Here is a 23904-nt window from a genome sequence, read left to right as displayed (position 1 = left end):
AAAGGTATCATCCTGTCATGGGGTGATACCTTTTTTATACATAGGTTTAATGGGTTTCACATTTCCTTATATTTAGGGAGATGTAATTAAAGACAGAAGGGCATTCGCGTAATGCAATGTAATGAAATAGCCAAATGTGATAAAGGGAATAAATGGAATCTTATTATCCTTTGGCCAAGGTGCAATAATTAAGTAAATTAAAGCTGTAATACAAGAAATGCACAGAATCCATAAAAGATGACCGATTGAAAGACATAACCATAAACAGAATAAAATATCAATGTCGCCATTGCCGATAAGTGTTTGATAGTAATTTAACCATAAGCATAGTCCGTATAATAAGGCTGCAATCCCTACTTGAAAAAAAGAATGCTGGCAATTTAATAAGCAGATACCTGCTAAAATTAAAATTCCGGGAATTGGCATTTGCTTGCTTTTATAGTCAAAAAGGCTAAGATAAGCTAATGTCAATAATGACAAAATGTAAGGAATAGTTGTGAACGTAACTGGCGTAACAGCTAAGCAGGATCCTAATAACAATTCAAAAAGTACAGAGAAGAATGGAATCGAATTTTGACAATAACGACACTTTCCCATCAAGCAGATGTAACTAATGATTGGGATCAAATCATAAGGTGCAAGTGCTTGATTACAGTTATCACAGTGGGAACGGGGAAATATAATTGATTCACATCGAAGTTGACGAGTAACAGCTAAATAAATAAACGATGCCAAACTTGTTCCTAAGAAAAATTGAAAAAATATTATCATAGTTTTTTACCTCTAAAGAATATATACGAAAAAATAATATTTTTATCTTGAATGATTGACACAAATTGCAAGGCATGATAAATTAGACAAGGTGCTTTTTGTGACAGATTCCTGAAATCTCAGACATGCTGACTGTTTAAGACAAAAAGTGTTTGGCGGAACACATTTCTTTTTACATAAAAAAGAACCGCCTGGATGTGTGGACTTAGAACAAATTATGAAAGGAGACCTTTTAGATGCCTACAATTAATCAATTGGTCCGTAAAGGACGTCATTCTAGAAGTTCAAAATCAAAGTCACCAGCTTTAAATTACGCGTACAATAGTTACAAGAAGAAGCAAGTTGTCGTACCTGCTCCTCAAAAACGAGGTGTTGCAACCCGTGTTGGTACCATGACACCAAAGAAGCCTAATTCAGCTTTACGTAAATATGCCCGTGTTCGTTTATCAAACTTAATCGAAGTTACTGCATATATTCCTGGTATTGGTCACAACTTGCAAGAGCATAGTGTTGTTTTAATTCGTGGTGGTCGTGTTAAGGATTTGCCTGGTGTTCGTTATCACGTTATTCGTGGTGCTCTTGATACAGCCGGTGTTACCGATCGTCGTCAAGGTCGTTCTAAATACGGTACCAAGAAACCTAAAGAATAATTAAAACTATAAAATCTTAATTTTCGTTTTTAGAAAAATGAGGAGGATAACGAAATGCCTAGAAAAGGAAATGTCCAAAAACGGGAAGTACTTCCTGATCCTATGTACAACTCAAAATTGGTAACTCGTTTAATTAACCGTTTAATGTTAGACGGTAAGCGAGGAACTGCATCAGAAATCTTATATGGTGCATTTGATGTTATTAAAGAAGAGACTGGAAACGAACCAGTTGATGTGTTTGAAGAGGCAATGAAGAACGTTATGCCTGTTCTTGAAGTTAAAGCCCGCCGTGTTGGTGGCTCAAACTATCAAGTTCCAATCGAAGTTCGTCCTGATCGTCGAACAACGTTGGGCTTGCGTTGGTTGGTTAACTACGCACGTTTACGTGGTGAACATACAATGACCGAGCGTCTCGCACGTGAAATTATGGATGCTGCTAACAATACTGGTGCAGCCGTTAAAAAGCGTGAAGATACACACAGAATGGCTGAAGCCAACCGTGCTTTTGCACATTATCGTTGGTAATATAACATTTGTTTTAAGCTTCAATTAAAGAGTGGCTTATGGCCACTTTTTATGCGAATTGGAAGGAGTAACACAATGGCTAACAAACGAGAATTTCCGCTAGAAAAAACTCGTAATATCGGAATTATGGCCCATATCGATGCTGGTAAGACAACGACTACTGAACGTATCTTGTATTATACCGGTAAGATTCACAAGATTGGTGAAACCCATGATGGTGCCTCACAAATGGACTGGATGCCACAAGAACAAGAACGTGGTATTACCATTACTTCTGCTGCAACTACTGCTCAGTGGAAAGATCACCGAATCAACATTATTGATACCCCAGGACACGTTGACTTCACTGTTGAAGTTGAACGTTCCTTGCGTGTTCTTGATGGTGCAATCGCTGTTCTTGATGCTCAAGCCGGTGTTGAGCCTCAAACTGAAACTGTTTGGCGTCAAGCATCTGATTACGATGTTCCACGGATTGTTTTTGTTAACAAGATGGATAAAATCGGTGCCAACTTTGATTTCTCAGTACAATCTATCGCTGATCGCTTGAATGCAAAACCACTCGCTATTCAAATGCCAATTGGTGCCGAAGATCAATTCGAAGGGGTTATTGACCTTATCGAAATGAAAGCAGATCTTTACGATGAAGATAAGTTGGGGACTGAATGGGATACTGTTGATGTTCCGGACGAGTATAAAGAGGAAGCTAAAAAGCGTCGTGAACAATTAGTTGAAACTGTAGCTGATGTTGATGACGACATTATGGACAAGTATCTTGAAGGCGAAGAGATTTCTATTCCCGAGCTTAAGGCTGCAATCCGTAAAGCAACATTGAACCTTGAACTCTTCCCTGTATTGGCTGGTTCAGCATTTAAGAACAAGGGTGTTCAAATGTTAATGGATGCAACCATTGACTACTTGCCATCACCACTTGATGTTAAGCCATACAATGCAACCGATCCTGATACCGGCGATAAGGTTGAGTTAAAAGCGAATGATGATGCAAGCTTTGCCGCTTTGGCATTTAAGGTTGCTACTGATCCATTCGTTGGCCGTTTAACTTATATTCGAGTATATTCAGGAACGCTTGAATCTGGCTCTTATATTTTAAATGCCACTAAAGACAAACGTGAACGTGTTGGTCGTTTGCTTCAAATGCATTCAAATCACCGTCAGGAAATCCCAGAAGTGTTCTCAGGCGATATTGCTGCTGCCATTGGGTTAAAGAACACGACTACTGGTGATTCTCTAACCGATGTTGATCATCCGCTTCATCTTGAATCTATGGAATTCCCTGATCCAGTTATTCAAGTTGCTGTTGAGCCTAAAACAAAGGCTGATCAAGATAAAATGAATGTGGCTTTACAAAAGCTTTCAGAAGAAGATCCTACTTTCAAGGCTGAAACAAATCCTGAAACAGGTGAAACTTTGATTGCTGGTATGGGTGAGTTACATTTGGATATCATCATTGATCGTATGAGACGTGAATTTAACGTTGATGCAACCGTTGGTGCACCACAGGTTTCTTACCGTGAAGCCTTTACTAAACAAACCTCTGCACAGGGTAAATTTATCCGTCAGTCTGGTGGTAAAGGACAATATGGTGATGTTTGGATTGAATTCACACCAAATGAAGAAGGTAAAGGATTCGAATTCGAGGATGCCATTGTCGGTGGTGTTGTTCCTCGTGAATTCATTCCAGCTGTTGAACAAGGCTTGAAAGAATCATTAGCTAATGGTGTTCTTGCAGGATACCCATTAGTTGATTTGAAAGCTAAGCTATATGATGGTAGTTATCATGAAGTCGATTCTAGTGAAGCCGCATTTAAGGTTGCCGCATCATTGGCATTGAGAAATGCTGCCAAGACTGCTGCTCCTGTCATTCTTGAACCAATCATGAAGGTTGATATCAACGTTCCTGAAGAGTACATGGGTGACATTATGGGACAAGTTACAGCTCGTCGAGGACGTGTTGATGGCATGGAAAGCAGAAGTGGTGCTGAAGTTATTCATTCATTTGTACCATTGGCAGAAATGTTTGGTTACGCTACAACACTTCGTTCAGCTTCTCAAGGCCGTGGTACCTTTACGATGACATTCGATCATTATTCTGCTGTACCAAAGAGTATTCAAGAAGAGATTATCAAAAAGAATGGCGGCAATACTGCCGATAATAAATAATTAATTTATTTCTTAGGAGATTGGCATTTTGCCAATCTCTTTTTTTTCTATTTTACTGAATAACACTCGATTACACTGGAGGTGAGAGGGCGTTTAAGCTTTAATAATTGATGACAATGTAAATCTTGTGTGTAAACTAAGCATTTAACTTCAGTCACAATTAAGTTGTTCGTAACAAAAATATTACAAAATTAATTTCTTGTCCTTAGGACTTGTTTTGAGACGTTTTTTTTAGTACACTAGTTGAGTACTGTTTTTAGGGATAAATGTGTCCAAAAAATCAGTATAGGTGAGCTTTGATGTGAAAGGTTGCGACACACCCGGATGCTTTGCCATGGGTTTGGCGGTAATTTTCACGGAGTTAGTCTTATTTTTAAAATAGACGAAGGAGGGAATACAATGGCAAAACAAAAAATTCGTATTCGTTTAAAGGCATACGAGCATCGTATCCTAGATCAATCTGCAGACAAGATTGTTGCAACGGCACAAAGAACTGGGGCTACTATTTCTGGTCCAATTCCATTGCCAACTGAACGCACGATTTATACTGTGCTTGCTTCACCGCATAAATTCAAAGATGCGCGTGAGCAATTCGAAATTTTGACCCATAAACGATTAATCGATATTTTAAACCCAACGCCAAAGACAGTCGATTCATTAATGAAACTCGATTTGCCTAGTGGTGTTGACATTGAAATCAAACTTTAATTAAATACAGAATATTGGAGGTGTACTCATGACCAGAAAAGGAATCTTAGGAAAAAAGGTTGGAATGACGCAAGTCTTCACTGAAAACGGCGAGTTGGTACCTGTAACAGTCGTTGAGGTGACACCTAATGTTATTATGCAAATCAAGACCGCTGAAAATGACGGTTACGACGCTGTTCAATTAGGCTATGCAGACAAGCGTGCTGTGCTTACAAACAAGCCAGAACAAGGTCATGCAAAAAAAGCAAATACTACTCCTAAGCGCTTCATTAAGGAAATCAAAGATGTTGAGCTGGGAGATTATAAGGTAGCTGAAGAAGTTAAAGCAGATATCTTTAAACCAGGAGACATCGTTGATGTTACTGGAACTACAAAAGGTCATGGATACCAAGGAAACATTCATAAAGATGGTCAATCACGTGGACCAGAAACCCATGGTTCTCGTTATCACCGTCGTCCAGGTTCACTTGGTGTAATCATTAACCGTGTTGTTCCAGGTATGAAACTACCAGGGCGCATGGGTAACAAAACTGTTACAATTCAGAATCTTGAAGTTGTAAGTACTGATAATGATAACAATGTTATCTTGATTAAGGGTAACGTTCCAGGTGCAAACAAATCATTTATTACGATTCGCACAGCTGTTCGCGGTGCAAACAAATAGAAGGGAGGCAACTATAGATGACTGACGTAGCATTATATAAACAAGATGGCAGCCAAAACGGCACTGTTTCATTAAATGATGACGTTTTTGGTATTGAGCCTAATAATAATGTTGTTTTTGATGCAGTTGTTATGCAACGTGCTTCAAGACGACAAGGAACTCATTCAGTTAAGAATCGTTCTGCAGTTCGCGGTGGCGGAAAGAAGCCATGGCGTCAAAAGGGTACTGGTAGAGCTCGTCAAGGTTCTATTCGCTCACCACAATGGCGTGGCGGTGGAATTGTTTTTGGACCAACACCCCGTTCTTATGCTTATCATTTGCCAAAGAAAGTATCTCGCTTAGCTCTTAAGTCTGTTCTTTCTGAAAAAGTTGCAGATGAAAAATTAGTTGTTGTAGATTCATTAGTATTTGAAACACCAAAGACTAAAGAATTCGCGGCATTACTAGAAAAATTGAATGTTTCAACTAAAACTTTAATCGTTTTAGAAGATGGTAACGAGAAAGCATCACTTTCTGCACATAACCTTGAAAATGTAAAGGTTGTATCAGCTGATGGAATTAATACATTAGATGTAGCGGATCATGATAAAGTTGTCATTACAAAGGCTGCTCTTTCTCAAGTAGAGGAGGTGCTCGCATAATGGAATCACGTGATGTCATTTTACGTCCAGTAATTACTGAAGAGTCAACAAGTAAGATGGATAATAAAACATACACTTTCGATGTTGATTTACGAGCTACTAAAACACAGGTCAAAAAGGCTGTCGAAGATATCTTCGATGTTAAGGTTGTACGTGTTAACATCATGAATGTACGTGGAAAATTAAAGCGTCAAGGACGTTATGCCGGATACACAAAGAAGCGTCGCAAGGCAATCGTTACCTTAACGCAAGATTCAAAAGAAATTCAATTATTTAGCGAAGAATAATCTTAATAAATAGGAGGTAAACGTTGTGGCTATAAAAACATATAAGCCAACCAGCAATGGTCGACGTAATATGACTAGCTTAGACTACAGTGCAATTACCAAGAGTAAGCCTGAAAAGTCATTGCTTGAGCCAAAGAGCAAAACTGCCGGTCGTAATAACTACGGTCATATGACTGTTCGTCACCGTGGCGGTGGTAACAAGAACCAATACCGTGTTATTGATTTCAAACGTAATAAAGACAATGTTCCAGCAATTGTTAAAGCAATCGAATATGATCCAAATCGAACTGCTAATATCGCTTTATTAGTTTATGTAGATGGTATCAAATCATACATTATTGCTCCAAAGGGATTAAAAGTTGGGGACAAGGTTGAATCAGGTACTGAAGCTGATATTAAAGTTGGTAACGCATTACCACTTGCAAATATTCCGGTTGGTTCAATCATCCATAACATCGAATTAAAGCCTGGTAAGGGTGGTCAGTTGGCACGATCTGCCGGCGCTTCTGCACAGTTATTAGGACGTGATGGTAAATATGCATTAGTTCGTTTGTCATCAGGTGAAGTTCGAATGATTTTGGCAACAAACCGTGCCACAATCGGTGCTGTTGGAAACGAAGAGCATGAATTGGTTAACGTTGGTAAAGCCGGTCGTACTCGATACAAGGGACAACGTCCACATGTTCGTGGATCTGTAATGAACCCTAACGATCACCCTCATGGTGGTGGTGAAGGTAAAGCACCAGTTGGTCTCCCATCACCATTATCACCATGGGGTAAGAAGACAGTTGGTAAGAAGACTCGTTCTAAGAAAGCACGTTCAAATAAATTTATTGTTCGTCGTCGTAAAGGATCGAAGATGTAAAAAACATATGCAATTGTTTTTGCATATGAAGAGGAGGTTTCAAAATGAGTCGTAGTTTGAAAAAGGGACCATTTGCCGATGAATATTTACTTAAAAAGGTTGATGCCCAAAAAGACCAAGAAAAGAAGTCTGTAATTAAGACATGGTCACGACGATCAACTATTTTCCCAAGCTTTATTGGATATACTTTTGCTGTTTATGATGGACGTAAACACGTACCAGTCTTTATTCAAGAAGATATGGTAGGCCACAAGCTCGGGGAATTTGTTCCAACTCGTACTTTCCATGGTCATGGTACTGACGATAAGAAGACTGTTTAAACAAGGAGGATAACAAATGGCTGAACAAGTTACATCAGCAAAAGCAACTGCCAAAACTGTTCGTATTGCCGCTCGTAAGGTCCGTCTTGTAATCGATCTTATCAGAGGTAAGAGTGTTGCCGAAGCTGCCGCCATCCTGGATTTCACACCCCGCGGTGCTTCTCCGGTAGTTTCTAAGGTGCTTAAATCTGCTGTTGCAAATGCAGAAAATAATTTTGACTTAGATTCAGAGAATTTAGTTGTTAGCGAAGCTTACGTTAACGAAGGCGCAACATTGAAACGTTTTCGTCCAAGAGCTAAGGGCTCAGCTTCACCAATTAACAAACGAACTAGTCACATCACAATTGTTGTGTCGGAAAAAGAGGAGGGATAACGCGTGGGTAATAAAATAAATCCTAACGGTTTACGAGTTGGAATCATTCGCGACTGGGAAGCTAAATGGTATGCTGGCAAAGATTACGCTGCATATTTACGTGAAGATTTACAAATTCGTAAGTACATTGAAAAGCGCCTTGCTAATGCATCCGTTTCAACTGTAGAAATTGAACGTGCCGCAAACCGCGTTAATATTTCGATTCATACTGCCAAGCCTGGTATGGTTATTGGTAAAGGTGGATCTGAAGTTGAAAGCCTTCGTAAGGAATTAAATAATCTTACAGGCAAACGGGTTCATATTAACATTATTGAAATTAAGAAGCCTGATCTTGATGCAAAACTTGTTGGCGAAAACATTGCTCGTCAACTAGAAGGCCGTGTGGCTTTCCGTCGTGCAATGCGTCAAGCTATGCAACGTACAATGCGTGCTGGTGCAAAGGGTATTAAAACTCAAGTTGCTGGTCGATTGAACGGTGCTGATATGGCTCGAGTTGAATCATATTCAGACGGAACTGTTCCTTTGCATACTTTGAGAGCTGATATTGACTACTCATGGGTTGAAGCCTTCACCACTTATGGTTCAATTGGTGTAAAGACTTGGATCTATCGTGGTGAAATTCTTCCTGAAAAGCCAAAGAACAGTGAAGCTGACAAAGGAGGCAAATAAGCATGTTAGTACCTAAGCGTGTAAAGCACCGTCGTGAGCATCGTGGCAAACTTCGTGGGAGTGCCAAGGGTGGTACAACTGTAACCTTCGGTGATTACGGTTTGCAATCACTTGATTCACATTGGATCACAAACCGTCAAATCGAAGCATGTCGTGTAGCGATGACTCGTTATATGAAGCGTGGCGGAAGAGTTTGGATTAAAATCTTCCCACACAAATCATATACTGAAAAAGGTGTCGGAGTTCGAATGGGTAATGGTAAAGGTACACCAGCAGGCTGGGTATCACCAGTTAAACGTGGCAAGATTTTGTTTGAAATTGGTGGCGTTTCTGAAGAAGTGGCTACTGAAGCATTGCGTCTTGCCTCTAATAAACTTCCCGTTCGTACAAAGATCGTAAAACGTGAGGAAGTAGGTGGCGAATCAAATGAAGGCTAAAGAAATTAATGAATTAACCACTGCTCAAATGATTGATAAAGAAAAAGATTATAAAGATGAATTGTTCAATCTTCGTTTCCAACTAGCCACTGGCCAATTGGAAAACACCGCGCGATTAAAGCAAGTTCGTAAAAACATTGCACGGATTAAGACTGCTCTTCGTCAACAAGAGTTAAACAAGTAAAACACGATAAGGGAGGTATAATTAATGGCTGAAGAACGTAACCAGCGTAAGGTTTATCAGGGACGTGTTGTTTCTGACAAGAATAACAAAACAATTACTGTTTTAGTTTTAACTTACAAGAAACACGCAACATACGGTAAGCGTGTTCGTTATTCAAAGAAATTCACTGCTCAGGATGAAAATAACGAAGCAAAAGTTGGCGATATCGTACGGATTATGGAAACACGTCCACTATCAAAGACAAAACGTTTCCGTCTGATTGATATTGTTGAAAAAGCGGTTATTATTTAACTTACTTAATTATCATAATTATCGTATTTTATTTGACGATGAAGGGAGGATATACCTGTGATTCAACAAGAAAGTCGATTAAAAGTTGCAGACAACTCAGGTGCACGGGAATTGTTAACTATTAAGGTTTTGGGTGGCTCAACTAGAAGATATGCCGGAATTGGTGACACTATCGTTGCTACGGTCAAACAAGCAACACCAGGTGGCGTTGTCAAAAAAGGTGATGTCGTTAAAGCTGTTATCGTGCGTACCAAATCTGTTACTCGTCGTACAGACGGTTCTTATATTCGTTTTGACGAGAATGCAGCAGTTTTAGTTCGTGATGATAAGAGTCCTCAAGGCACTCGTATCTTTGGCCCGGTTGCTCGAGAATTACGTGATAACAACTTCATGAAGATTGTTTCATTAGCCCCAGAAGTACTTTAAAACAACCAGGATATAAGGAGGTGCCAACATGTTCATTAAAACTGGTGACAAAGTTCGTGTTATTAGTGGTAAGGACAAAGGAAAAGAAGGGACAGTTACTAAGACTATCGCTTCTAAAGATCGTGTGATTGTTGAAGGTGTGAACAAAGTAAAGAAACATACCAAGGCTTCATCAACAAATCCAAATGGTGGAATTATTGATGCTGAAGCACCAATCCACGTTTCAAATGTCATGCTTATTGATCCATCTACCAACGAGCCAACTCGTGTTGGAATTAAGGTTGAAGATGGCAAGAAGATTCGTTACTCAAAGAAATCGCAAAAAGCGATTGATTAATTCAAATTAGGAAGGGAGGATAACTTTTAAATGACAAGTCGTTTACATGAACAATTTGACAGCGAAATTGTGCCACACATGGTGGAAAAATTCAGTTATAAGTCAGTTATGCAAGCTCCAAAAATCGATAAAATTGTTTTAAACATGGGTGTTGGTGATGCGGTTACTAACGCTAAAAACCTTGACGAAGCAGTTTCGGAATTAGCCTTGATTTCTGGTCAAAAACCTTTAGTAACTAAAGCTAAGAAATCAATTGCCGGTTTTAGACTACGTGAAGGTATGTCAATTGGTGCCAAGGTAACTCTTCGTGGCGATAGAATGTATGATTTCTTGGACAAGTTAATTAATGTTTCATTACCACGTGTTCGTGATTTCCATGGTGTTAGTTCTAGAGCCTTTGATGGTCGAGGTAACTACACTTTAGGTGTCCGTGAACAATTGATTTTCCCTGAAATTGATTATGATAATGTCAACCGTGTTAGAGGTCTTGATATTGTAATCGTAACTACTGCTAATACCGATGAAGAATCACATGAATTGTTGGCTCAATTCGGTATGCCATTTGCTAGATAATTGAGGAGGTTTCACATTGGCTAAAAAATCATTAATCGTAAAAAGTGAACGCCCTGCAAAGTTCTCAACACAAAATTATACACGTTGTGAGCGTTGTGGACGACCTCGTTCAGTTTACAAGAAATTCCACTTGTGCCGTCTTTGCATCCGTGAACTTGCCCACAAGGGTCAGATTCCTGGTATGAAGAAAGCTAGTTGGTAAAAATTATTAAGAAGGAGGTTGTTCGCTGATGTCTATGACTGATCCCATTGCAGACTTTTTAACTCGCATTCGCAATGCTAACATGGTTTACCATGAAACAGTTGAAGTTCCTGCATCAAAAATCAAACGTGACATTGCTGAGATTCTTAAGCGTGAAGGCTTTGTCCGTGATGTTGAATACATTGAAGATGACAAACAAGGTGTCATCCGTGTGTTCCTGAAGTATGGCAAGGATAAGCAACGTGTCATTACTGGTTTGAAACGAATTTCAAAACCAGGCTTGCGTTCTTACGTTAAGGCCGATGCTGTTCCAAAGGTTCTTAATGGACTTGGAATTGCTATTATTTCTACATCAAATGGTGTAATTACCGACAAACAAGCTCGCGCCCAAAAAATTGGCGGCGAAGTATTAGCTTACGTTTGGTAATATTTCAAAAAATTGGAGGTGTGATCCGTGAGTCGAATTGGTTATAAAACGGTTGTTTTGCCTAAAGGCGTTGAAGTATCAACTGATGGTAATAAAGTAACTGTTAAAGGTTCAAAGGGTTCATTAACCCGCGAATTTGTATCCGAAATTAAAATGAACGTTAAAGACAACGAAGTGAATTTTGAACCAGTTGTTGATTATAACAACAAAGTTCGTGCTCTGCATGGTACTATGCGAGCAAACTTTAACAACATGGTTGAAGGTGTCACTGATGGTTTCAAGAAAACTTTGAAACTTGTTGGTGTTGGGTATCGTGCTGCACTCAAGGGGAAAACTTTGACACTTAGTGTTGGTTATTCTAACCCTGTTGACATGACAGTTCCTGAAGATCTAACTGTTGAAGTACCTGACAATACGACTATTCATATTAGTGGTATCAGCAAACAACATGTTGGTGACTTTGCTGCATCTGTTCGTGCCGTTCGTTCACCTGAACCATATAAAGGTAAAGGTATTCGTTACGAAAATGAACATATTATCCGTAAGGAAGGTAAGACTGGTAAGTAAAATACCAGCTTAAAAAATTATTGAGGTGACTATTGTGATTTCTAAACCAGATAAGAATAAGAGTCGGAAACGTCGTCATAACCGTGTCCGTAATAAAATTTCTGGTACTGCCGAGTGCCCACGCTTGAACGTTTTTCGTTCTAACAAAAACATCTATGCTCAAGTTATTGATGACGTAGAGGGTGTAACGCTTGTTAGTGCCTCAACACTTGATTCTGCAATCAGTGATGGTAACAAAACTGAAAAAGCAGCTAGTGTTGGTAAATTAGTAGCTGAACGTGCAAGCAAAAAGAACATCAAAAAAGTTGTTTTTGATCGTGGCGGATATTTATACCACGGTCGTGTTCAAGCTCTTGCTGATGCTGCTCGCGAAAACGGATTAGAATTTTAATAAAAGGAGGAATAACCGCACATGAAGAAGTTTATTGATCCTGATAAATTAGAGCTTGAAGACAATGTCGTTTCTATCAACCGGATCACTAAAGTTGTTAAAGGTGGACGTCGTCTTCGTTTTGCTGCTTTAGTCGTTGTTGGAGACAAACACGGCCATGTTGGCTTTGGAACTGGTAAAGCACAAGAAGTTCCTGAAGCAATTCGTAAAGCTGTTGAAGCAGCTCGTAAGAATTTGATTGAGGTTCCGATTGTTGGTACAACAATTCCTCATGAAGTTGTTGGAACTTACGGTGGCGGGCGTATCATGTTAAAGCCTGCTGAAGAAGGTTCTGGAGTAGCAGCTGGTGGTGCCGTTCGTTCCGTGATGGAACTTGCCGGTATCGACGATGTTACAAGTAAGCGATTGGGTTCAAATACTCCTGTCAACGTTATCCGAGCAACATTTGAAGGCTTGGTCGCATTGAAGAGTGCTGAAGAAATTTCAGCTTTACGTGGTGTATCAACCCAACATTTAGCTGAATAAGGAGGGTGTTTTAATTGGCTCAATTAAAAATTACTTTAAAACGTAGCGTAGCTCATCGCCTCCCAAATCAACGAAAAATTGTGAAGGCACTCGGCTTGGGTCGGATTAATAGTACGGTTGTTAAACCGGACAACGAATCAATTCGCGGAGCTCTGTTCAAAATCGCTCATTTAATTGAAGTTGAACAAGTTAAAGACTAATAATTCGTAAGGAGGTGCCAATTTCATGAAATTGAATGAATTGAAAGCTGCAGAAGGTTCTCGTTCATTACGTACACGTAAAGGTCGTGGTCGTTCTGCTGGAAAAGGAAAGACTGCCGGCCGTGGTCAAAAGGGTCAAAAGGCTCGTGGCAAGACACGTGTAGGCTTTGAGGGTGGCCAAATGCCATTGTATCGTCGTACTCCAAAACGTGGATTTAACAATATTAACCGTAAAGAATATGCGGTTGTTAACGTTGCAAAACTTGATGTTTTCGACGAAGGCACTGAAGTAACTCCAGAGTTACTTCAGGATCGCGGAATTGTTAAAAACGCTAAATCTGGTATTAAGGTTCTTGGAGACGGTGGACTTACTAAGAAATTAACCGTAAAGGCTAATAAGTTTTCAAAAACTGCACAATCTGTAATTGAAAATGCTGGCGGTAAAATCGAGGTGGTTTAATGCTCTCGACTCTAACTGGTGCATTCAAGGTTAAGGAAATTCGAAACAAGATTTTATTTACATTGTTTGTTTTGATTATCTTCCGGTTGGGATCATTCATAACCGTTCCTGGTGTAAATGCAAAGGCGTTAACGTCCGTTGCATCATCAGGATTGGTCAGCATCCTGAATACCTTTAGTGGTGGTGGTCTTACTAACTATTCGATTTTTGCTATGGGAGTATCTCCATACATCACTGCTCAAATTATTATCCAATTGCTTCAGATGGATATTGTTCCTAAATATGTTGAGTGGGGGAAACAAGGGGAAGTTGGCCGGCGAAAGTTGAACCAACATACTCGTTATTTAACAGTTGTCCTTGCCTTCTTCCAGTCAGTCGGAATTACAGCCGGATTCAACCAATTAAGTAGTCTGAATTTGGTTACCAACCCAAGTGTTAAAACCTTCATTGTCATTGGTATTATCCTGACTGGTGGTACAATGTTAACAACTTGGATGGGTGACATGATCACTGAAAGAGGAATTGGTAATGGAATTTCAATGATTATCTTTGCGGGTATCATTGCTCGAATCCCTACTGGATTACAATCACTATGGCAACAATACTTTGTTGGCGTAACGGGTTCTGATTTATGGCAACCAATTCTCTTCTCGATTGCACTTGTGATTATCGTTCTTGCCATTATTACGTTCGTTACTTGGGTGCAACAAGCTGAACGTCGGATTCCAATTCAATACACGCGAAGAGTTGCTGGTTCACCGGACAGTAGTTATTTGCCTTTAAAGGTTAATGTTGCTGGTGTTATCCCAGTTATCTTTGCGAGTTCATTTATTGCGACTCCTCAAACTATTTTAATGGCTTTTACGAATAATTATTCCACAACAACGTGGTATCAAGTGTTAAACAACGTGTTTAACATGCAGACAACCACCGGAGCTGCTTTTTACACAATTTTGATTGTCATGTTTACTTTCTTCTATGCATTTGTTCAAGTTAACCCTGAAAAGTTATCAGAGAACTTGCAAAAGCAAGGAAGTTATATTCCTGGCGTTTGGCCAGGGCATGAAACACAAAGTTACGTTTCAAACTTACTAATGAGATTAAGTACAGTTGGGGCTATTTTCTTAGGTGTCGTTGCTTTAATCCCACTGGTTGCTCAAAATATTTGGAACTTAGATGAATCCATTGGACTAGGTGGTACAAGTCTTCTAATCGTTGTTGGTGTTGCAATCGAAACTATTCGTCAGATTCGTGGATTAATGATGAAACGTGAGTATGTCGGTTTCATTAAAGGTTCTCGTCCAACTAATGGTGAATAAGACGATTAAACATCGAACAAGGAGGAAAAATTGATGGCATTAAATTTAATTTTAATGGGATTGCCTGGTGCTGGTAAGGGTACTCAGGCTCAATTTATTGTTGACAAGTACCAGATCCCACATATTTCAACTGGGGATATGTTTCGCGAAGCAATTTCAAACGGAACGCCACTGGGCTTAAAGGCTAAGTCGTTTACTGACAAAGGTAATTTAGTTCCTGATGAAGTTACTAATGGGATTGTTAAAGAACGACTTTCTCATAATGATACTCAGCCAGGCTTTTTACTAGATGGGTATCCTCGAACTCAAGAACAGGCGGATGCATTGGCAGATATGGCAGACGAGTTGGGGAAACCCTTGTCTGCTGTTATCAACATCGATGTTGATCCAGAAATTTTAACTAATCGACTAACTGCACGTTTTATTTGTAAGAACTGTGGTGCCACTTATAATAAGTTGTACCATATGCCTAAAGTTAATGGAACCTGTGATATTTGCGGTCACCACGAATTCTATCAACGGGATGATGATAAACCCGAGGCTGTTAAGAATCGCTTGAAAGTTAATGTTAAAATGAATACGCCACTGATTTCTTATTACAAAGATCGGGACTTGCTGTTTAATGTTAATGGTGATCAAGATATTGATAAAGTTTGGCAGGATGTTGATAAAATCTTGAGTACACTGTAAACACTCCATAGATTAGGTGTTGAGTCTATTGGATTGATGAAATATAATGGATGTGTTAAACTGTCAAAGGTTTGTCAAGCTCGCTTATATTTTAATTCAATCTAATTTAATTTTGGAGGTGTTAATTAGTGGCTAAGGATAATGTTATTGAAGTAGAAGGAAAAGTTGTCGAAACATTGCCAAACGCAATGTTTCGAGTTGAACTTGAAAATGGACATGAGATTTTAGCTCATGTTTCCGGTAAAATCCGAATGCATTATATTCGGATTCTTCCTGGAGATAAGGTTACTGTTGAAATGTCGCCCTATGACTTAACAAAGGGAAGAATTACTTATCGATTTAAGTAGTTATTGTCTTCATCATTTTTTGAGGAGGTTTAAAAATGAAAGTAAGACCATCAGTAAAACCAATGTGTGAACATTGTAAAGTAATCAAAAGAAAAGGCCGTGTGATGGTGATTTGCTCAGCAAACCCTAAGCACAAACAACGCCAAGGAAAGTAGAACTTAAAACAGGAGGTGTGTACTAAATGGCTCGTATTGCCGGAATCGATTTACCCCGTGACAAGCGAATTGTTATCGGATTAACTTATATTTTTGGTATTGGTACAAGCACTTCAGAAAAGATTCTTGCACAAGCAGGTGTTTCTGAAGATGTTCGTGTCCGCGATTTAACTCCCGATCAAGAGGATAAAATTCGTGCGATTGTTAGTGACCTTAAAATTGAGGGTGACTTACGACGTGAAGTTAGCATGAATATTAAGCGACTCCAAGAAATTGGCTCATATCGTGGTATGCGTCATCGCCGTGGTTTGCCTGTTCGTGGTCAAAACACAAAGAATAATGCCCGTACTCGTAAGGGAAAGGCAACTGCTGGAGTAGGCAGAAGAAAATAAAGATAAAGGAGGTCATCTGTTTTTATGGTAAACAAGAAGTCAAGTCGTAAACGTCGGACTAAAAAGAATATTGCTTCAGGTGTTGCACATATTCATTCGACATTTAACAATACCTTAGTTATGATTACCGATACTCAAGGTAATGCAATTGCCTGGTCATCAGCAGGTGCTTTAGGTTTTCGTGGAAGTCGTAAATCAACACCATTTGCCGCTCAAATGGCTGCTGAAGCTGCTGCAAAGTCGTCAATGGAACATGGTATGAAGTCTGTAGAAGTTGCTGTTAAGGGTCCAGGTTCTGGCCGTGAAGCTGCAATTCGTGCACTTCAAGCTACAGGTTTGGAAGTTACAGCTATTCGTGATGTTACACCTGTACCTCACAATGGCTCTCGTCCTCCAAAGCGTCGTCGAGTTTAGTTTTTATTGATTCAATATAGTGATGTTTATTTTGCCTATACGTATTGATATATTGCACATGGACTCACGCGTTTTGAAAGGGGTTAATGATAAGAATGATTGAATTTGAAAAACCTAACATTCATAAAATTGAAGAAACAAAGAACTTTGGTGAGGTTGTTGTGGAACCACTCGAAAGAGGTTACGGGACTACTCTCGGCAATTCACTTCGCCGCACATTGTTGTCATCACTGCCGGGTGCTGCTGTAACCAGTATCCAAATTGATGATGTTCTTCATGAATTCTCAACGATTAAAGGCGTTGTTGAAGATGTTACCCAGATCATCCTGAATGTTAAGAAAATTTCGTTGAAATTGGATGGACCAGAAGACGAAGAAGAGAACTTGGAAATTGATGTAATTGGCCCTGCTGATGTTACTGCCGGTGACATTCAAGGCGACAGTGATGTGACAGTCCTCAACCCTGATCTGCATATTGCTACTGTTGCTGAAGGTGCTACTTTCCATATGCGGTTAACAGCCAACAGAGGTCGAGGTTACGTTTCTGCTGTTGAAAATAAGAAACGTGCTACTGAGATGCCAATTGGTGTTCTTCCTGTCGACTCCATCTATACCCCAATCGAACGTGTCAACTATCAGGTTGAAAGTACGCGGGTTGGTCAACGCGATGATTTTGATAAATTAACTTTGGATATTTGGACTAACGGTTCTATCACACCTAGTGAAGCGGTTAGTTTGGCAGCCAAGATCTTAACTGAACATTTAGAAATGTTTGTAGACCTAACTGATGAAGCTAAGAATACCGAAATCATGGTTGAGAAAGAAGAAACCCATAAAGAAAAAATGCTGGAAATGACAATTGAAGAACTTGATTTATCTGTTCGTTCTTATAATTGTTTGAAACGTGCTGGCATTAATACTGTTCAAGAACTTACTGAAAAGACAGAAGCTGATATGATGAAGGTTCGTAATCTTGGACGCAAGTCACTTGAAGAAGTAAAAGAAAAGCTTGCTGCTTTGGGCCTTTCACTTCGTAAAGAAGATTAATTAATTTTATAAAGGAGGACAACCGGAAATGAGTTATCGGAAATTACAACGTTCCAGTGAACATCGACGCTCATTGCTTCGTAATTTAACCACTGAATTGATTATTCATGGTCAAATTATCACTACCGAAGCTAGAGCCAAAGAAGTACGTTCTACTGCCGACAAGATGATTTCACTTGGTAAGCGCGGTGATTTACACGCTCGTCGTCAAGCTGCTTCATTTGTTCGTAATGTGGTTGCTGATGTTAAGGAAGATGGCGATGACATTACTGTCACTACTGCATTGCAAAAAGTATTTGGAGAATTAGCTACTAAGTATTCAGATCGTAATGGTGGGTATACACGGATTCTTAAGACTATGCCACGTCGTGGAGACGGTGCACCTATGGTCGTATTAGAATTAGTAGACTAAATTTTCATTTATTTTTCTAAGCATAATTGTCACATTTTCACGAGAATCACTCAGGTTTTTGGTATAGAACGTTATGATGGTGGGATTGATAAATCTCTAGTCTAGTTTGAATGTGGAATAAATTCCACGCACTAATCACTTGTTAGTGATTTTTTTGTACATAAAATGATGCCAAAAAATATGAGGTCAATTTGATGAAAGATATAATTCAAGTAGACAAGATTTCTTATAATTATCCAGACCAACCGTTACTGTTTGATCAATTATCCTTAGATGTTCATGAGGGAGAGTGGCTGGCTATCATTGGTCAAAACGGAAGTGGGAAAAGTACACTGGCCAGATTAATTGATGGGCTAATTGTTTTAAATGAGGGACACATCACGGTTGATGGATTACAAGTAAACGATCAAAATATCTATAACGTTCGAAGCAAAATAGGAATTGTTTTTCAAAATCCAGAAGATCAATTTGTTGGCGCAACAGTAGAGGATGATGTTGCCTTTGGCTTGGAGAATCAGTTGGTTGACCGTAGTAAAATGCATGACATTGTTGAAGAAAGTTTAAAGAGTGTGGGAATGTGGGATTTTCGTGAACGAATCCCTGCCAATTTATCTGGTGGACAAAAGCAGAGAGTTGCAATCGCAGGGATTATAGCCCTTAGTCCGAAAATTATCATTTTAGATGAAGCTACCAGTATGTTAGACCCTCGTGGAAGAAAAGAAATTTTGGCATTGGTTCAACGACTTAAGAATGAAAACCATTTAACTGTCATTTCAATTACTCATGACATCGATGAAGCTGCAGGTGCAGATAGAGTGGTTATTTTAAATCATGGGAAAATTATTGATGAGAATACACCACGGGGAATTTTTTCCCATTCGGACAAGCTAAGACAAATTGGGCTTGATGCGCCTTATACATCTAAACTGCTTGCAGCTTTGAGCGAGCGTGGCGTTAGTGATGAAAAGTCATATATGAATGATGAGGAGTTAATCGCATGGATACAGCAATTAGTCTCAACAAAGTAACTCATACTTATCAGGCAAATACGCCTTTTGCTCAAAATGCAATAGATAATGTTACACTTCAGATTCCAAGGGGTTCTTTTACGGCGATAATCGGTCATACAGGGAGTGGAAAGTCAACCTTGGTTCAACACATCAATGCTCTTTTAAAGCCAACTGAAGGCCACCTAGAGGTCTTAGGAAGAGTCATAGATCCCAATACAACAAACAAGAACCTCAAGGCGTTTAGAAAACACGTCGGAATGGTTTTTCAATTTCCGGAAAAACAGTTATTTGAAGAAACAGTTTTAAAAGATATCATGTTTGGCCCTAAGAACTATGGTGTAAATGATGATGAAGCAAAAAAATCTGCTTTTAGTGCAATGGCCTTAGTGGGCTTGGATAAAGCATTGGCGGATAAGTCACCATTTGATTTGTCGGGTGGACAAATGAGACGGGTTGCAATTGCCGGGGTGCTGGCAATGAATCCTGAAATTCTTATACTGGACGAGCCTACTGCGGGATTAGATCCGCGAGGACATCAAGAAATCATGGATCTTGCTCGGTATCTCAATAAAAATAAGCAAATGACAATTATCCTCATTACTCACCAGATGGACGATGTAATTGATTATGCGACAAATGTTATTGTGATGGATAAGGGTAAAATCGTTAAAGTTGGGTCACCTGCACAAGTTTTTAGTGATCCAAAGTGGGTTTATGATATGCAACTAGATTTGCCAAGCAGTGCGGAATTTGCACAACAGCTAAAAAAAGCAGGGATTAATATTGGTCAGTTGCCGTTAACAATAGATGCTCTTGCAGATAGAATTGCGAGACTTGTCGGGAAAGGAGATACCAAATGAGTAATTTCATTTTTGGACGATACCTTCCCGGTCATTCGTGGATTCATCAGATGAGCCCCCAATCGAAACTACTATTAAGCTTTTACTTTGTTATTATTATTTTTTTTGCAAATAATCTTATTTCTTATGGAATCCTATCTATTCTTATTCTTATTGTCATTTTACTTTCGGGTATTTCAATTATGTATTTTCTAAAGGGAATTCGGCCATTAATATGGTTAATTATTTTTACCGTCTTACTTCAAATTTTATTTAGTAGTGGTGGGCGAGTTCTTTGGCATTTTGGTCCATTCTCTGTAACTAATGAAAGTTTGATAAACGGTGGCTTCATTTTTATGAGGTTTTTACTGATTATTATGATATCGACTGTTTTAACACTAACGACCACTCCTCTGGCTATTGCTGATGGTGTTCAGACGATACTTAAGCCATTGAAAAAAGTGAAATTTCCTGTTGATACGTTAGCACTGATGCTATCCATTGCGCTTCGATTTGTTCCTACACTAATGGACGAAATGGAAACTATTATGAATGCTCAACGTGCGCGAGGAGTTGATTTTGGGTCAGGTAGTCTAAAACATAGGGTTAAGGCTGCTGTTCCATTGCTGGTTCCGCTGTTTACAGGTGCTATTAACCACGCTGAAAATCTTTCAACAGCAATGGAAGCTCGCGGATTTTCGGACAGCGAGCATCGGACTAAATATCGGCAGTATCGTTGGCAAGTAAAAGATACGATCAGCTGGCTCGTTTTTTTAGCTATTGGGGCAGTTGTTATATTTATTAGAAAGTAGTTGGTCATAATTACGAGTCGTTACAAAATAACTTTTATGTATGATGGCACAAATTTTAGTGGGTTCGAAAGACAGCCTAACAGAAGAACAATTGAAGGCGTCTTAACTCAAAAAGTCAATGTGATGGCAAAAATGCCTGAGCCACCGATTATTATATATGGTTCGGGGAGAACCGATGCAGGTGTTCACGCAGTCGCACAAGTTGCTCACTTTGATTTTCCGTTTGATTTATCGACTGAAGCTATTTATCGCGGGTTGAATAGCATGCTGCCATTAGACATGGAAATTACGAAAGTTGAAAAAGTCAGTAATGACTTTCATGCACGCTATGATGTTTCTGGGAAAAAATATTTTTATAGAATGTATCTTGGAGAATTTCAAAACCCATTTAAGAGAAACTATACAGGACATTGGAAATTTCCAATTGATATGGAGAAAGTTAATCATGCATTAGCAGATTTAGTGGGAGAACATGACTTTTCAAGCTTTGTTGCTTCTGGATCGACGGCCCGTTCTAATATTAGAACGATTTATTCGGCATCTGCCAAATTAGACCAGGCGGAAAATGAAGTGCATTTGGAGTTTTATGGGAATGGATTTTTGTACAATATGGTTCGAATTATGGTAGGAGTTGTAGCTGAAATCGGTTCAGGAATGCGTCCAGAAAGTGATGTTCTAAGATTATTTGAAGTAAAGGATCGTGATCAGGCGCGAAGAACGATGCCTGCATCCGGTCTTTACTTGAAACGTGTCTTCTATGAGGGCGACGATCCTGAGCACCCAACAAAATTGCCTAAACGTTAGCAATTTTACTGGAAAATAATTGACTTTCCGCAGAATTATTTGTATTATGTTAGTTGGTATTGTTTGCCCCACGATGAGCCCCGGAAACTTATTTGGTGTCGAACAAACACAGAACTTGGAGGAATATAAAGTGCGCACAACATATATGGCAAAACCTGGTGAAGTAGAACGTAAATGGTACGTTGTTGACGCAACAGACGTATCGTTAGGACGTCTCTCATCAGTAGTCGCTTCAATTTTAAAAGGTAAAAATAAACCTACTTACACCCCAAACGTTGATACTGGTGATAATGTCATTGTTATCAATGCCGGTAAGGTAGGATTAACAGGTCGTAAGGACAAAAACAAGATTTATTATCACCATACTCGTTTCATTGGTGGTTTAAAGCAAAAGACAGCTGGTGAGTTCCGTGAAAAGAACCCAGAAAAGCTTATTGAAACTTCAGTTAAAGGAATGCTTCCTCATGGAACATTAGGTCATAAGATCGGTTTGAAGTTACATGTCTATGCAGGTCCTGAACATGATCATCAAGCACAGAAACCAGAAGCATTAGACATTAAGAACCTAATTTAAGGAGGAACTCACTTTGGCTCAAGTACAATATCGCGGCACTGGCCGTCGTAAAGATTCAGTTGCGCGTGTACGTTTAGTACCCGGAACTGGTAAAATTATTATGAATGATAAAGCAATTGAAGATTACATTCCATTTGCTAATTTACGTGAGGTTGTTGTACAACCGTTTAATGTTACTGAAACACTTGGTAACTACGATACATTAGTTAATGTTAATGGTGGTGGCTTTTCAGGACAAGCAGGTGCAACTCGTCATGGTATTGCACGTGCATTGCTGTCAGTTGACCCAGACTTCCGTGGACCATTAAAGCGTGCAGGTTTGTTGACTCGTGACGCTCGAATGAAAGAACGTAAGAAGCCAGGTCTTAAAAAGGCACGTAAAGCTTCACAATTTTCAAAGCGTTAATATTTACTTTATTTATTATGAAAAACACCTTCAAAGAGAAGGTGCTTTTTTATTTAGCTTTAATTTATTAGTGTTTATGAGTTAACCTGTTAAAGTAAACTAAGTAGCAAGCCAATGCTTCAATAATTTGATCCACTATATGTTAGTATTAATTTTGAAGATTTAAGACAGGAACAAAGGTATCAAATGAGTGTATTTTGATCATCACTTCGAGGCTTGAGAAACGATATTTCAAAAATTCATTTAACTGGTCTTGGAAATGTTTAGGGATATTCTAAAAAAAATATAAGCTCATTTTTAATACCAAGAAACGGTGTTATTGTCTGGTATAATATATCCATCTAAACAGGAGATAGAAAATGGCAGAGAAGAAAAAAACGTTAAGATTTAATTTGTTGGCAATGTTCATAGCTATTATTATTCTGCAAACCTCGATTCCTTTGATTGGTTATATTCCAATTGGTCCATTGAGCATTACAATTATTTCTGCGACTGTCACAATTGCTACAATTTTGATGGGAACGAGAGATGGCGCTATTATTGGAGGCGTCTGGGGGTTGATTACATTTATTCGAGCGTATATTTGGCCAACAAGTCCCTTAGCGACCATTGTGTTTGTCAATCCATTTGTTTCAGTGTTACCGCGAGTCCTGATTGGAGTAGTCGCAGGTGTCACATATCACGCACTAAGAAAATGGATCAAAAGACAAGCAGTCGGCGTTTCAATAGCCGCTATACTCGGATCCCTAACAAATACAATTTTTGTATTAGGATTAATTTATCTTTTTTATAAAGCAAAGGCACCACAACTATATCAAATAAATATCAGAGAATTAATGCCTTATTTACTTGGTGTTGTTGGAACAAATGGTATTCCTGAAGCTATTTTTAGTGGCATTGTGACACCCTTAATCGCCTTGCCGCTTCAGAAAGTTCTAAAGGGGCACTTGGACTAGTTGATAATGGTATGAAAAAAAGGCCAACAACGAAAAAATACGTTGTGTGACCTTTTA

40 protein-coding genes are annotated in these 23904 nt (G+C 39.1%); 39 read left to right on the top strand and 1 reads right to left on the bottom strand.

What is annotated here, in order from left to right; all coding sequences use genetic code 11:
- Window positions 1-72 precede the first annotated feature (72 nt).
- Window positions 73-771 carry a prepilin peptidase gene (locus tag GQR93_RS10870; protein ID WP_004466859.1) on the bottom strand — a complete coding sequence of 233 codons (699 nt, stop codon included), beginning with the start codon at window positions 769-771 and terminating at the stop codon, window positions 73-75.
- 236 nt (window positions 772-1007) lie between these two features.
- Between GQR93_RS10870 and rpsL the strand changes: the two genes are divergently transcribed.
- The 39 genes from rpsL (at window position 1008) to GQR93_RS10675 (ending at window position 23847) form a co-directional block, all read left to right on the top strand.
- Window positions 1008-1421 (top strand): 30S ribosomal protein S12, encoded by a 414-nt coding sequence (rpsL, locus tag GQR93_RS10865; RefSeq protein ID WP_003559489.1) that lies wholly within the window; start codon window positions 1008-1010, stop codon window positions 1419-1421.
- 54 nt (window positions 1422-1475) lie between these two features.
- A complete protein-coding gene (gene rpsG / locus GQR93_RS10860) occupies window positions 1476-1946 on the top strand; it encodes a 30S ribosomal protein S7 (protein ID WP_003559492.1) in 471 nt (156 codons plus the stop codon).
- 75 nt (window positions 1947-2021) lie between these two features.
- Window positions 2022-4124, top strand: coding sequence for an elongation factor G (fusA, locus tag GQR93_RS10855; RefSeq protein ID WP_004466862.1), 2103 nt, complete (start codon window positions 2022-2024; stop codon window positions 4122-4124).
- Window positions 4125-4523: 399 nt separating this feature from the next.
- The gene (gene rpsJ / locus GQR93_RS10850) at window positions 4524-4832 is read left to right on the top strand and encodes a 30S ribosomal protein S10 (protein ID WP_035444678.1); all 309 of its coding nucleotides are present in this window, start codon (window positions 4524-4526) and stop codon (window positions 4830-4832) included.
- A 28-nt stretch (window positions 4833-4860) separates the two neighbouring features.
- Window positions 4861-5496 carry a 50S ribosomal protein L3 gene (gene rplC, locus GQR93_RS10845; RefSeq protein ID WP_003559498.1) on the top strand — a complete coding sequence of 212 codons (636 nt, stop codon included), beginning with the start codon at window positions 4861-4863 and terminating at the stop codon, window positions 5494-5496.
- 17 nt (window positions 5497-5513) lie between these two features.
- Complete coding sequence (gene rplD / locus GQR93_RS10840; protein WP_004466864.1) at window positions 5514-6137, top strand: 50S ribosomal protein L4; 624 nt, start codon at window positions 5514-5516, stop codon at window positions 6135-6137.
- Window positions 6137-6424, top strand: coding sequence for a 50S ribosomal protein L23 (gene rplW / locus GQR93_RS10835; RefSeq protein ID WP_003559501.1), 288 nt, complete (start codon window positions 6137-6139; stop codon window positions 6422-6424). Before rplD ends, rplW begins: the two co-directional genes overlap by 1 nt.
- 25 nt (window positions 6425-6449) lie before the next feature.
- A complete protein-coding gene (gene rplB / locus GQR93_RS10830; RefSeq protein WP_035444679.1) occupies window positions 6450-7289 on the top strand; it encodes a 50S ribosomal protein L2 in 840 nt (279 codons plus the stop codon).
- Window positions 7290-7333: 44 nt separating this feature from the next.
- On the top strand, window positions 7334-7609 hold the full coding sequence (gene rpsS / locus GQR93_RS10825; RefSeq protein ID WP_003559505.1) for a 30S ribosomal protein S19: 276 nt from the start codon (window positions 7334-7336) through the stop codon (window positions 7607-7609).
- A gap of 16 nt (window positions 7610-7625) precedes the next feature.
- Window positions 7626-7982, top strand: a complete 357-nt coding sequence (gene rplV / locus GQR93_RS10820) for a 50S ribosomal protein L22 (RefSeq protein ID WP_003559507.1) — start codon at window positions 7626-7628, stop codon at window positions 7980-7982.
- Window positions 7983-7985: 3 nt separating this feature from the next.
- Window positions 7986-8651 carry a 30S ribosomal protein S3 gene (gene rpsC / locus GQR93_RS10815; RefSeq protein ID WP_003559509.1) on the top strand — a complete coding sequence of 222 codons (666 nt, stop codon included), beginning with the start codon at window positions 7986-7988 and terminating at the stop codon, window positions 8649-8651.
- 2 nt (window positions 8652-8653) lie between these two features.
- The gene (rplP, locus tag GQR93_RS10810; protein WP_003559511.1) at window positions 8654-9088 is read left to right on the top strand and encodes a 50S ribosomal protein L16; all 435 of its coding nucleotides are present in this window, start codon (window positions 8654-8656) and stop codon (window positions 9086-9088) included.
- Window positions 9078-9272 (top strand): 50S ribosomal protein L29, encoded by a 195-nt coding sequence (gene rpmC, locus GQR93_RS10805; protein ID WP_003559513.1) that lies wholly within the window; start codon window positions 9078-9080, stop codon window positions 9270-9272. Before rplP ends, rpmC begins: the two co-directional genes overlap by 11 nt.
- A gap of 24 nt (window positions 9273-9296) precedes the next feature.
- Window positions 9297-9563, top strand: coding sequence for a 30S ribosomal protein S17 (rpsQ, locus tag GQR93_RS10800; protein ID WP_159298793.1), 267 nt, complete (start codon window positions 9297-9299; stop codon window positions 9561-9563).
- A gap of 57 nt (window positions 9564-9620) precedes the next feature.
- The gene (gene rplN, locus GQR93_RS10795) at window positions 9621-9989 is read left to right on the top strand and encodes a 50S ribosomal protein L14 (protein ID WP_003635661.1); all 369 of its coding nucleotides are present in this window, start codon (window positions 9621-9623) and stop codon (window positions 9987-9989) included.
- 28 nt (window positions 9990-10017) lie between these two features.
- Window positions 10018-10326, top strand: coding sequence for a 50S ribosomal protein L24 (gene rplX / locus GQR93_RS10790; RefSeq protein WP_004466870.1), 309 nt, complete (start codon window positions 10018-10020; stop codon window positions 10324-10326).
- Between the two features lie 30 nt (window positions 10327-10356).
- Window positions 10357-10899 carry a 50S ribosomal protein L5 gene (rplE, locus tag GQR93_RS10785; RefSeq protein ID WP_004466871.1) on the top strand — a complete coding sequence of 181 codons (543 nt, stop codon included), beginning with the start codon at window positions 10357-10359 and terminating at the stop codon, window positions 10897-10899.
- A 16-nt stretch (window positions 10900-10915) separates the two neighbouring features.
- Window positions 10916-11101 carry a type Z 30S ribosomal protein S14 gene (locus tag GQR93_RS10780; protein ID WP_003635667.1) on the top strand — a complete coding sequence of 62 codons (186 nt, stop codon included), beginning with the start codon at window positions 10916-10918 and terminating at the stop codon, window positions 11099-11101.
- A 28-nt stretch (window positions 11102-11129) separates the two neighbouring features.
- Complete coding sequence (rpsH, locus tag GQR93_RS10775; protein WP_008855790.1) at window positions 11130-11528, top strand: 30S ribosomal protein S8; 399 nt, start codon at window positions 11130-11132, stop codon at window positions 11526-11528.
- A 27-nt stretch (window positions 11529-11555) separates the two neighbouring features.
- Entirely contained in the window at window positions 11556-12095 is a 540-nt protein-coding gene (rplF, locus tag GQR93_RS10770; RefSeq protein WP_003635670.1) for a 50S ribosomal protein L6, read from the top strand.
- Between the two features lie 34 nt (window positions 12096-12129).
- Window positions 12130-12486 (top strand): 50S ribosomal protein L18, encoded by a 357-nt coding sequence (gene rplR, locus GQR93_RS10765; protein ID WP_004466873.1) that lies wholly within the window; start codon window positions 12130-12132, stop codon window positions 12484-12486.
- Window positions 12487-12507: 21 nt separating this feature from the next.
- Complete coding sequence (rpsE, locus tag GQR93_RS10760) at window positions 12508-13011, top strand: 30S ribosomal protein S5 (RefSeq protein ID WP_003559529.1); 504 nt, start codon at window positions 12508-12510, stop codon at window positions 13009-13011.
- A gap of 14 nt (window positions 13012-13025) precedes the next feature.
- The gene (rpmD, locus tag GQR93_RS10755; RefSeq protein ID WP_003559531.1) at window positions 13026-13211 is read left to right on the top strand and encodes a 50S ribosomal protein L30; all 186 of its coding nucleotides are present in this window, start codon (window positions 13026-13028) and stop codon (window positions 13209-13211) included.
- Window positions 13212-13236: 25 nt separating this feature from the next.
- Window positions 13237-13671 carry a 50S ribosomal protein L15 gene (gene rplO / locus GQR93_RS10750; protein WP_003559532.1) on the top strand — a complete coding sequence of 145 codons (435 nt, stop codon included), beginning with the start codon at window positions 13237-13239 and terminating at the stop codon, window positions 13669-13671.
- A complete protein-coding gene (gene secY, locus GQR93_RS10745) occupies window positions 13671-14990 on the top strand; it encodes a preprotein translocase subunit SecY (RefSeq protein WP_003635672.1) in 1320 nt (439 codons plus the stop codon). The genes rplO and secY overlap by 1 nt, the downstream gene beginning before the upstream one ends.
- 33 nt (window positions 14991-15023) lie before the next feature.
- Window positions 15024-15680 (top strand): adenylate kinase, encoded by a 657-nt coding sequence (locus GQR93_RS10740; RefSeq protein ID WP_004466875.1) that lies wholly within the window; start codon window positions 15024-15026, stop codon window positions 15678-15680.
- Between the two features lie 128 nt (window positions 15681-15808).
- The gene (infA, locus tag GQR93_RS10735) at window positions 15809-16027 is read left to right on the top strand and encodes a translation initiation factor IF-1 (RefSeq protein ID WP_003559541.1); all 219 of its coding nucleotides are present in this window, start codon (window positions 15809-15811) and stop codon (window positions 16025-16027) included.
- A gap of 35 nt (window positions 16028-16062) precedes the next feature.
- Window positions 16063-16182, top strand: coding sequence for a 50S ribosomal protein L36 (gene rpmJ, locus GQR93_RS10730; protein WP_011668476.1), 120 nt, complete (start codon window positions 16063-16065; stop codon window positions 16180-16182).
- A 26-nt stretch (window positions 16183-16208) separates the two neighbouring features.
- On the top strand, window positions 16209-16574 hold the full coding sequence (gene rpsM / locus GQR93_RS10725; RefSeq protein WP_003559543.1) for a 30S ribosomal protein S13: 366 nt from the start codon (window positions 16209-16211) through the stop codon (window positions 16572-16574).
- A gap of 24 nt (window positions 16575-16598) precedes the next feature.
- Window positions 16599-16988 (top strand): 30S ribosomal protein S11, encoded by a 390-nt coding sequence (rpsK, locus tag GQR93_RS10720; protein WP_003559545.1) that lies wholly within the window; start codon window positions 16599-16601, stop codon window positions 16986-16988.
- Between the two features lie 95 nt (window positions 16989-17083).
- Window positions 17084-18034: a DNA-directed RNA polymerase subunit alpha gene (locus GQR93_RS10715; RefSeq protein WP_035444680.1), complete on the top strand. Its 951-nt coding sequence runs from the start codon at window positions 17084-17086 to the stop codon at window positions 18032-18034.
- 28 nt (window positions 18035-18062) lie between these two features.
- Window positions 18063-18446, top strand: coding sequence for a 50S ribosomal protein L17 (gene rplQ / locus GQR93_RS10710; protein WP_035444681.1), 384 nt, complete (start codon window positions 18063-18065; stop codon window positions 18444-18446).
- A gap of 194 nt (window positions 18447-18640) precedes the next feature.
- On the top strand, window positions 18641-19474 hold the full coding sequence (locus tag GQR93_RS10705) for an energy-coupling factor transporter ATPase (protein WP_004466878.1): 834 nt from the start codon (window positions 18641-18643) through the stop codon (window positions 19472-19474).
- Window positions 19444-20316 (top strand): energy-coupling factor ABC transporter ATP-binding protein, encoded by an 873-nt coding sequence (locus GQR93_RS10700; RefSeq protein WP_004466880.1) that lies wholly within the window; start codon window positions 19444-19446, stop codon window positions 20314-20316. Before GQR93_RS10705 ends, GQR93_RS10700 begins: the two co-directional genes overlap by 31 nt.
- Window positions 20313-21107, top strand: a complete 795-nt coding sequence (locus GQR93_RS10695) for an energy-coupling factor transporter transmembrane component T family protein (RefSeq protein WP_004466883.1) — start codon at window positions 20313-20315, stop codon at window positions 21105-21107. The genes GQR93_RS10700 and GQR93_RS10695 overlap by 4 nt, the downstream gene beginning before the upstream one ends.
- Window positions 21108-21143: 36 nt before the next feature.
- The gene (truA, locus tag GQR93_RS10690) at window positions 21144-21911 is read left to right on the top strand and encodes a tRNA pseudouridine(38-40) synthase TruA (RefSeq protein WP_004466885.1); all 768 of its coding nucleotides are present in this window, start codon (window positions 21144-21146) and stop codon (window positions 21909-21911) included.
- 130 nt (window positions 21912-22041) lie between these two features.
- Window positions 22042-22485 (top strand): 50S ribosomal protein L13, encoded by a 444-nt coding sequence (gene rplM, locus GQR93_RS10685; protein ID WP_035444682.1) that lies wholly within the window; start codon window positions 22042-22044, stop codon window positions 22483-22485.
- A gap of 13 nt (window positions 22486-22498) precedes the next feature.
- Window positions 22499-22891 (top strand): 30S ribosomal protein S9, encoded by a 393-nt coding sequence (rpsI, locus tag GQR93_RS10680; RefSeq protein WP_003559561.1) that lies wholly within the window; start codon window positions 22499-22501, stop codon window positions 22889-22891.
- Between the two features lie 359 nt (window positions 22892-23250).
- Window positions 23251-23847 (top strand): ECF transporter S component, encoded by a 597-nt coding sequence (locus tag GQR93_RS10675; protein ID WP_004466888.1) that lies wholly within the window; start codon window positions 23251-23253, stop codon window positions 23845-23847.
- Window positions 23848-23904 lie beyond the last annotated feature (57 nt).

The organism is Lentilactobacillus hilgardii (genome assembly GCF_009832765.1).
In the GTDB taxonomy this organism is placed as follows: Bacteria; Bacillota; Bacilli; order Lactobacillales; family Lactobacillaceae; genus Lentilactobacillus; species Lentilactobacillus hilgardii.
Note: the sequence above shows the minus strand (reverse complement) of the source record. Positions and strands in the feature narration are given on the sequence as shown.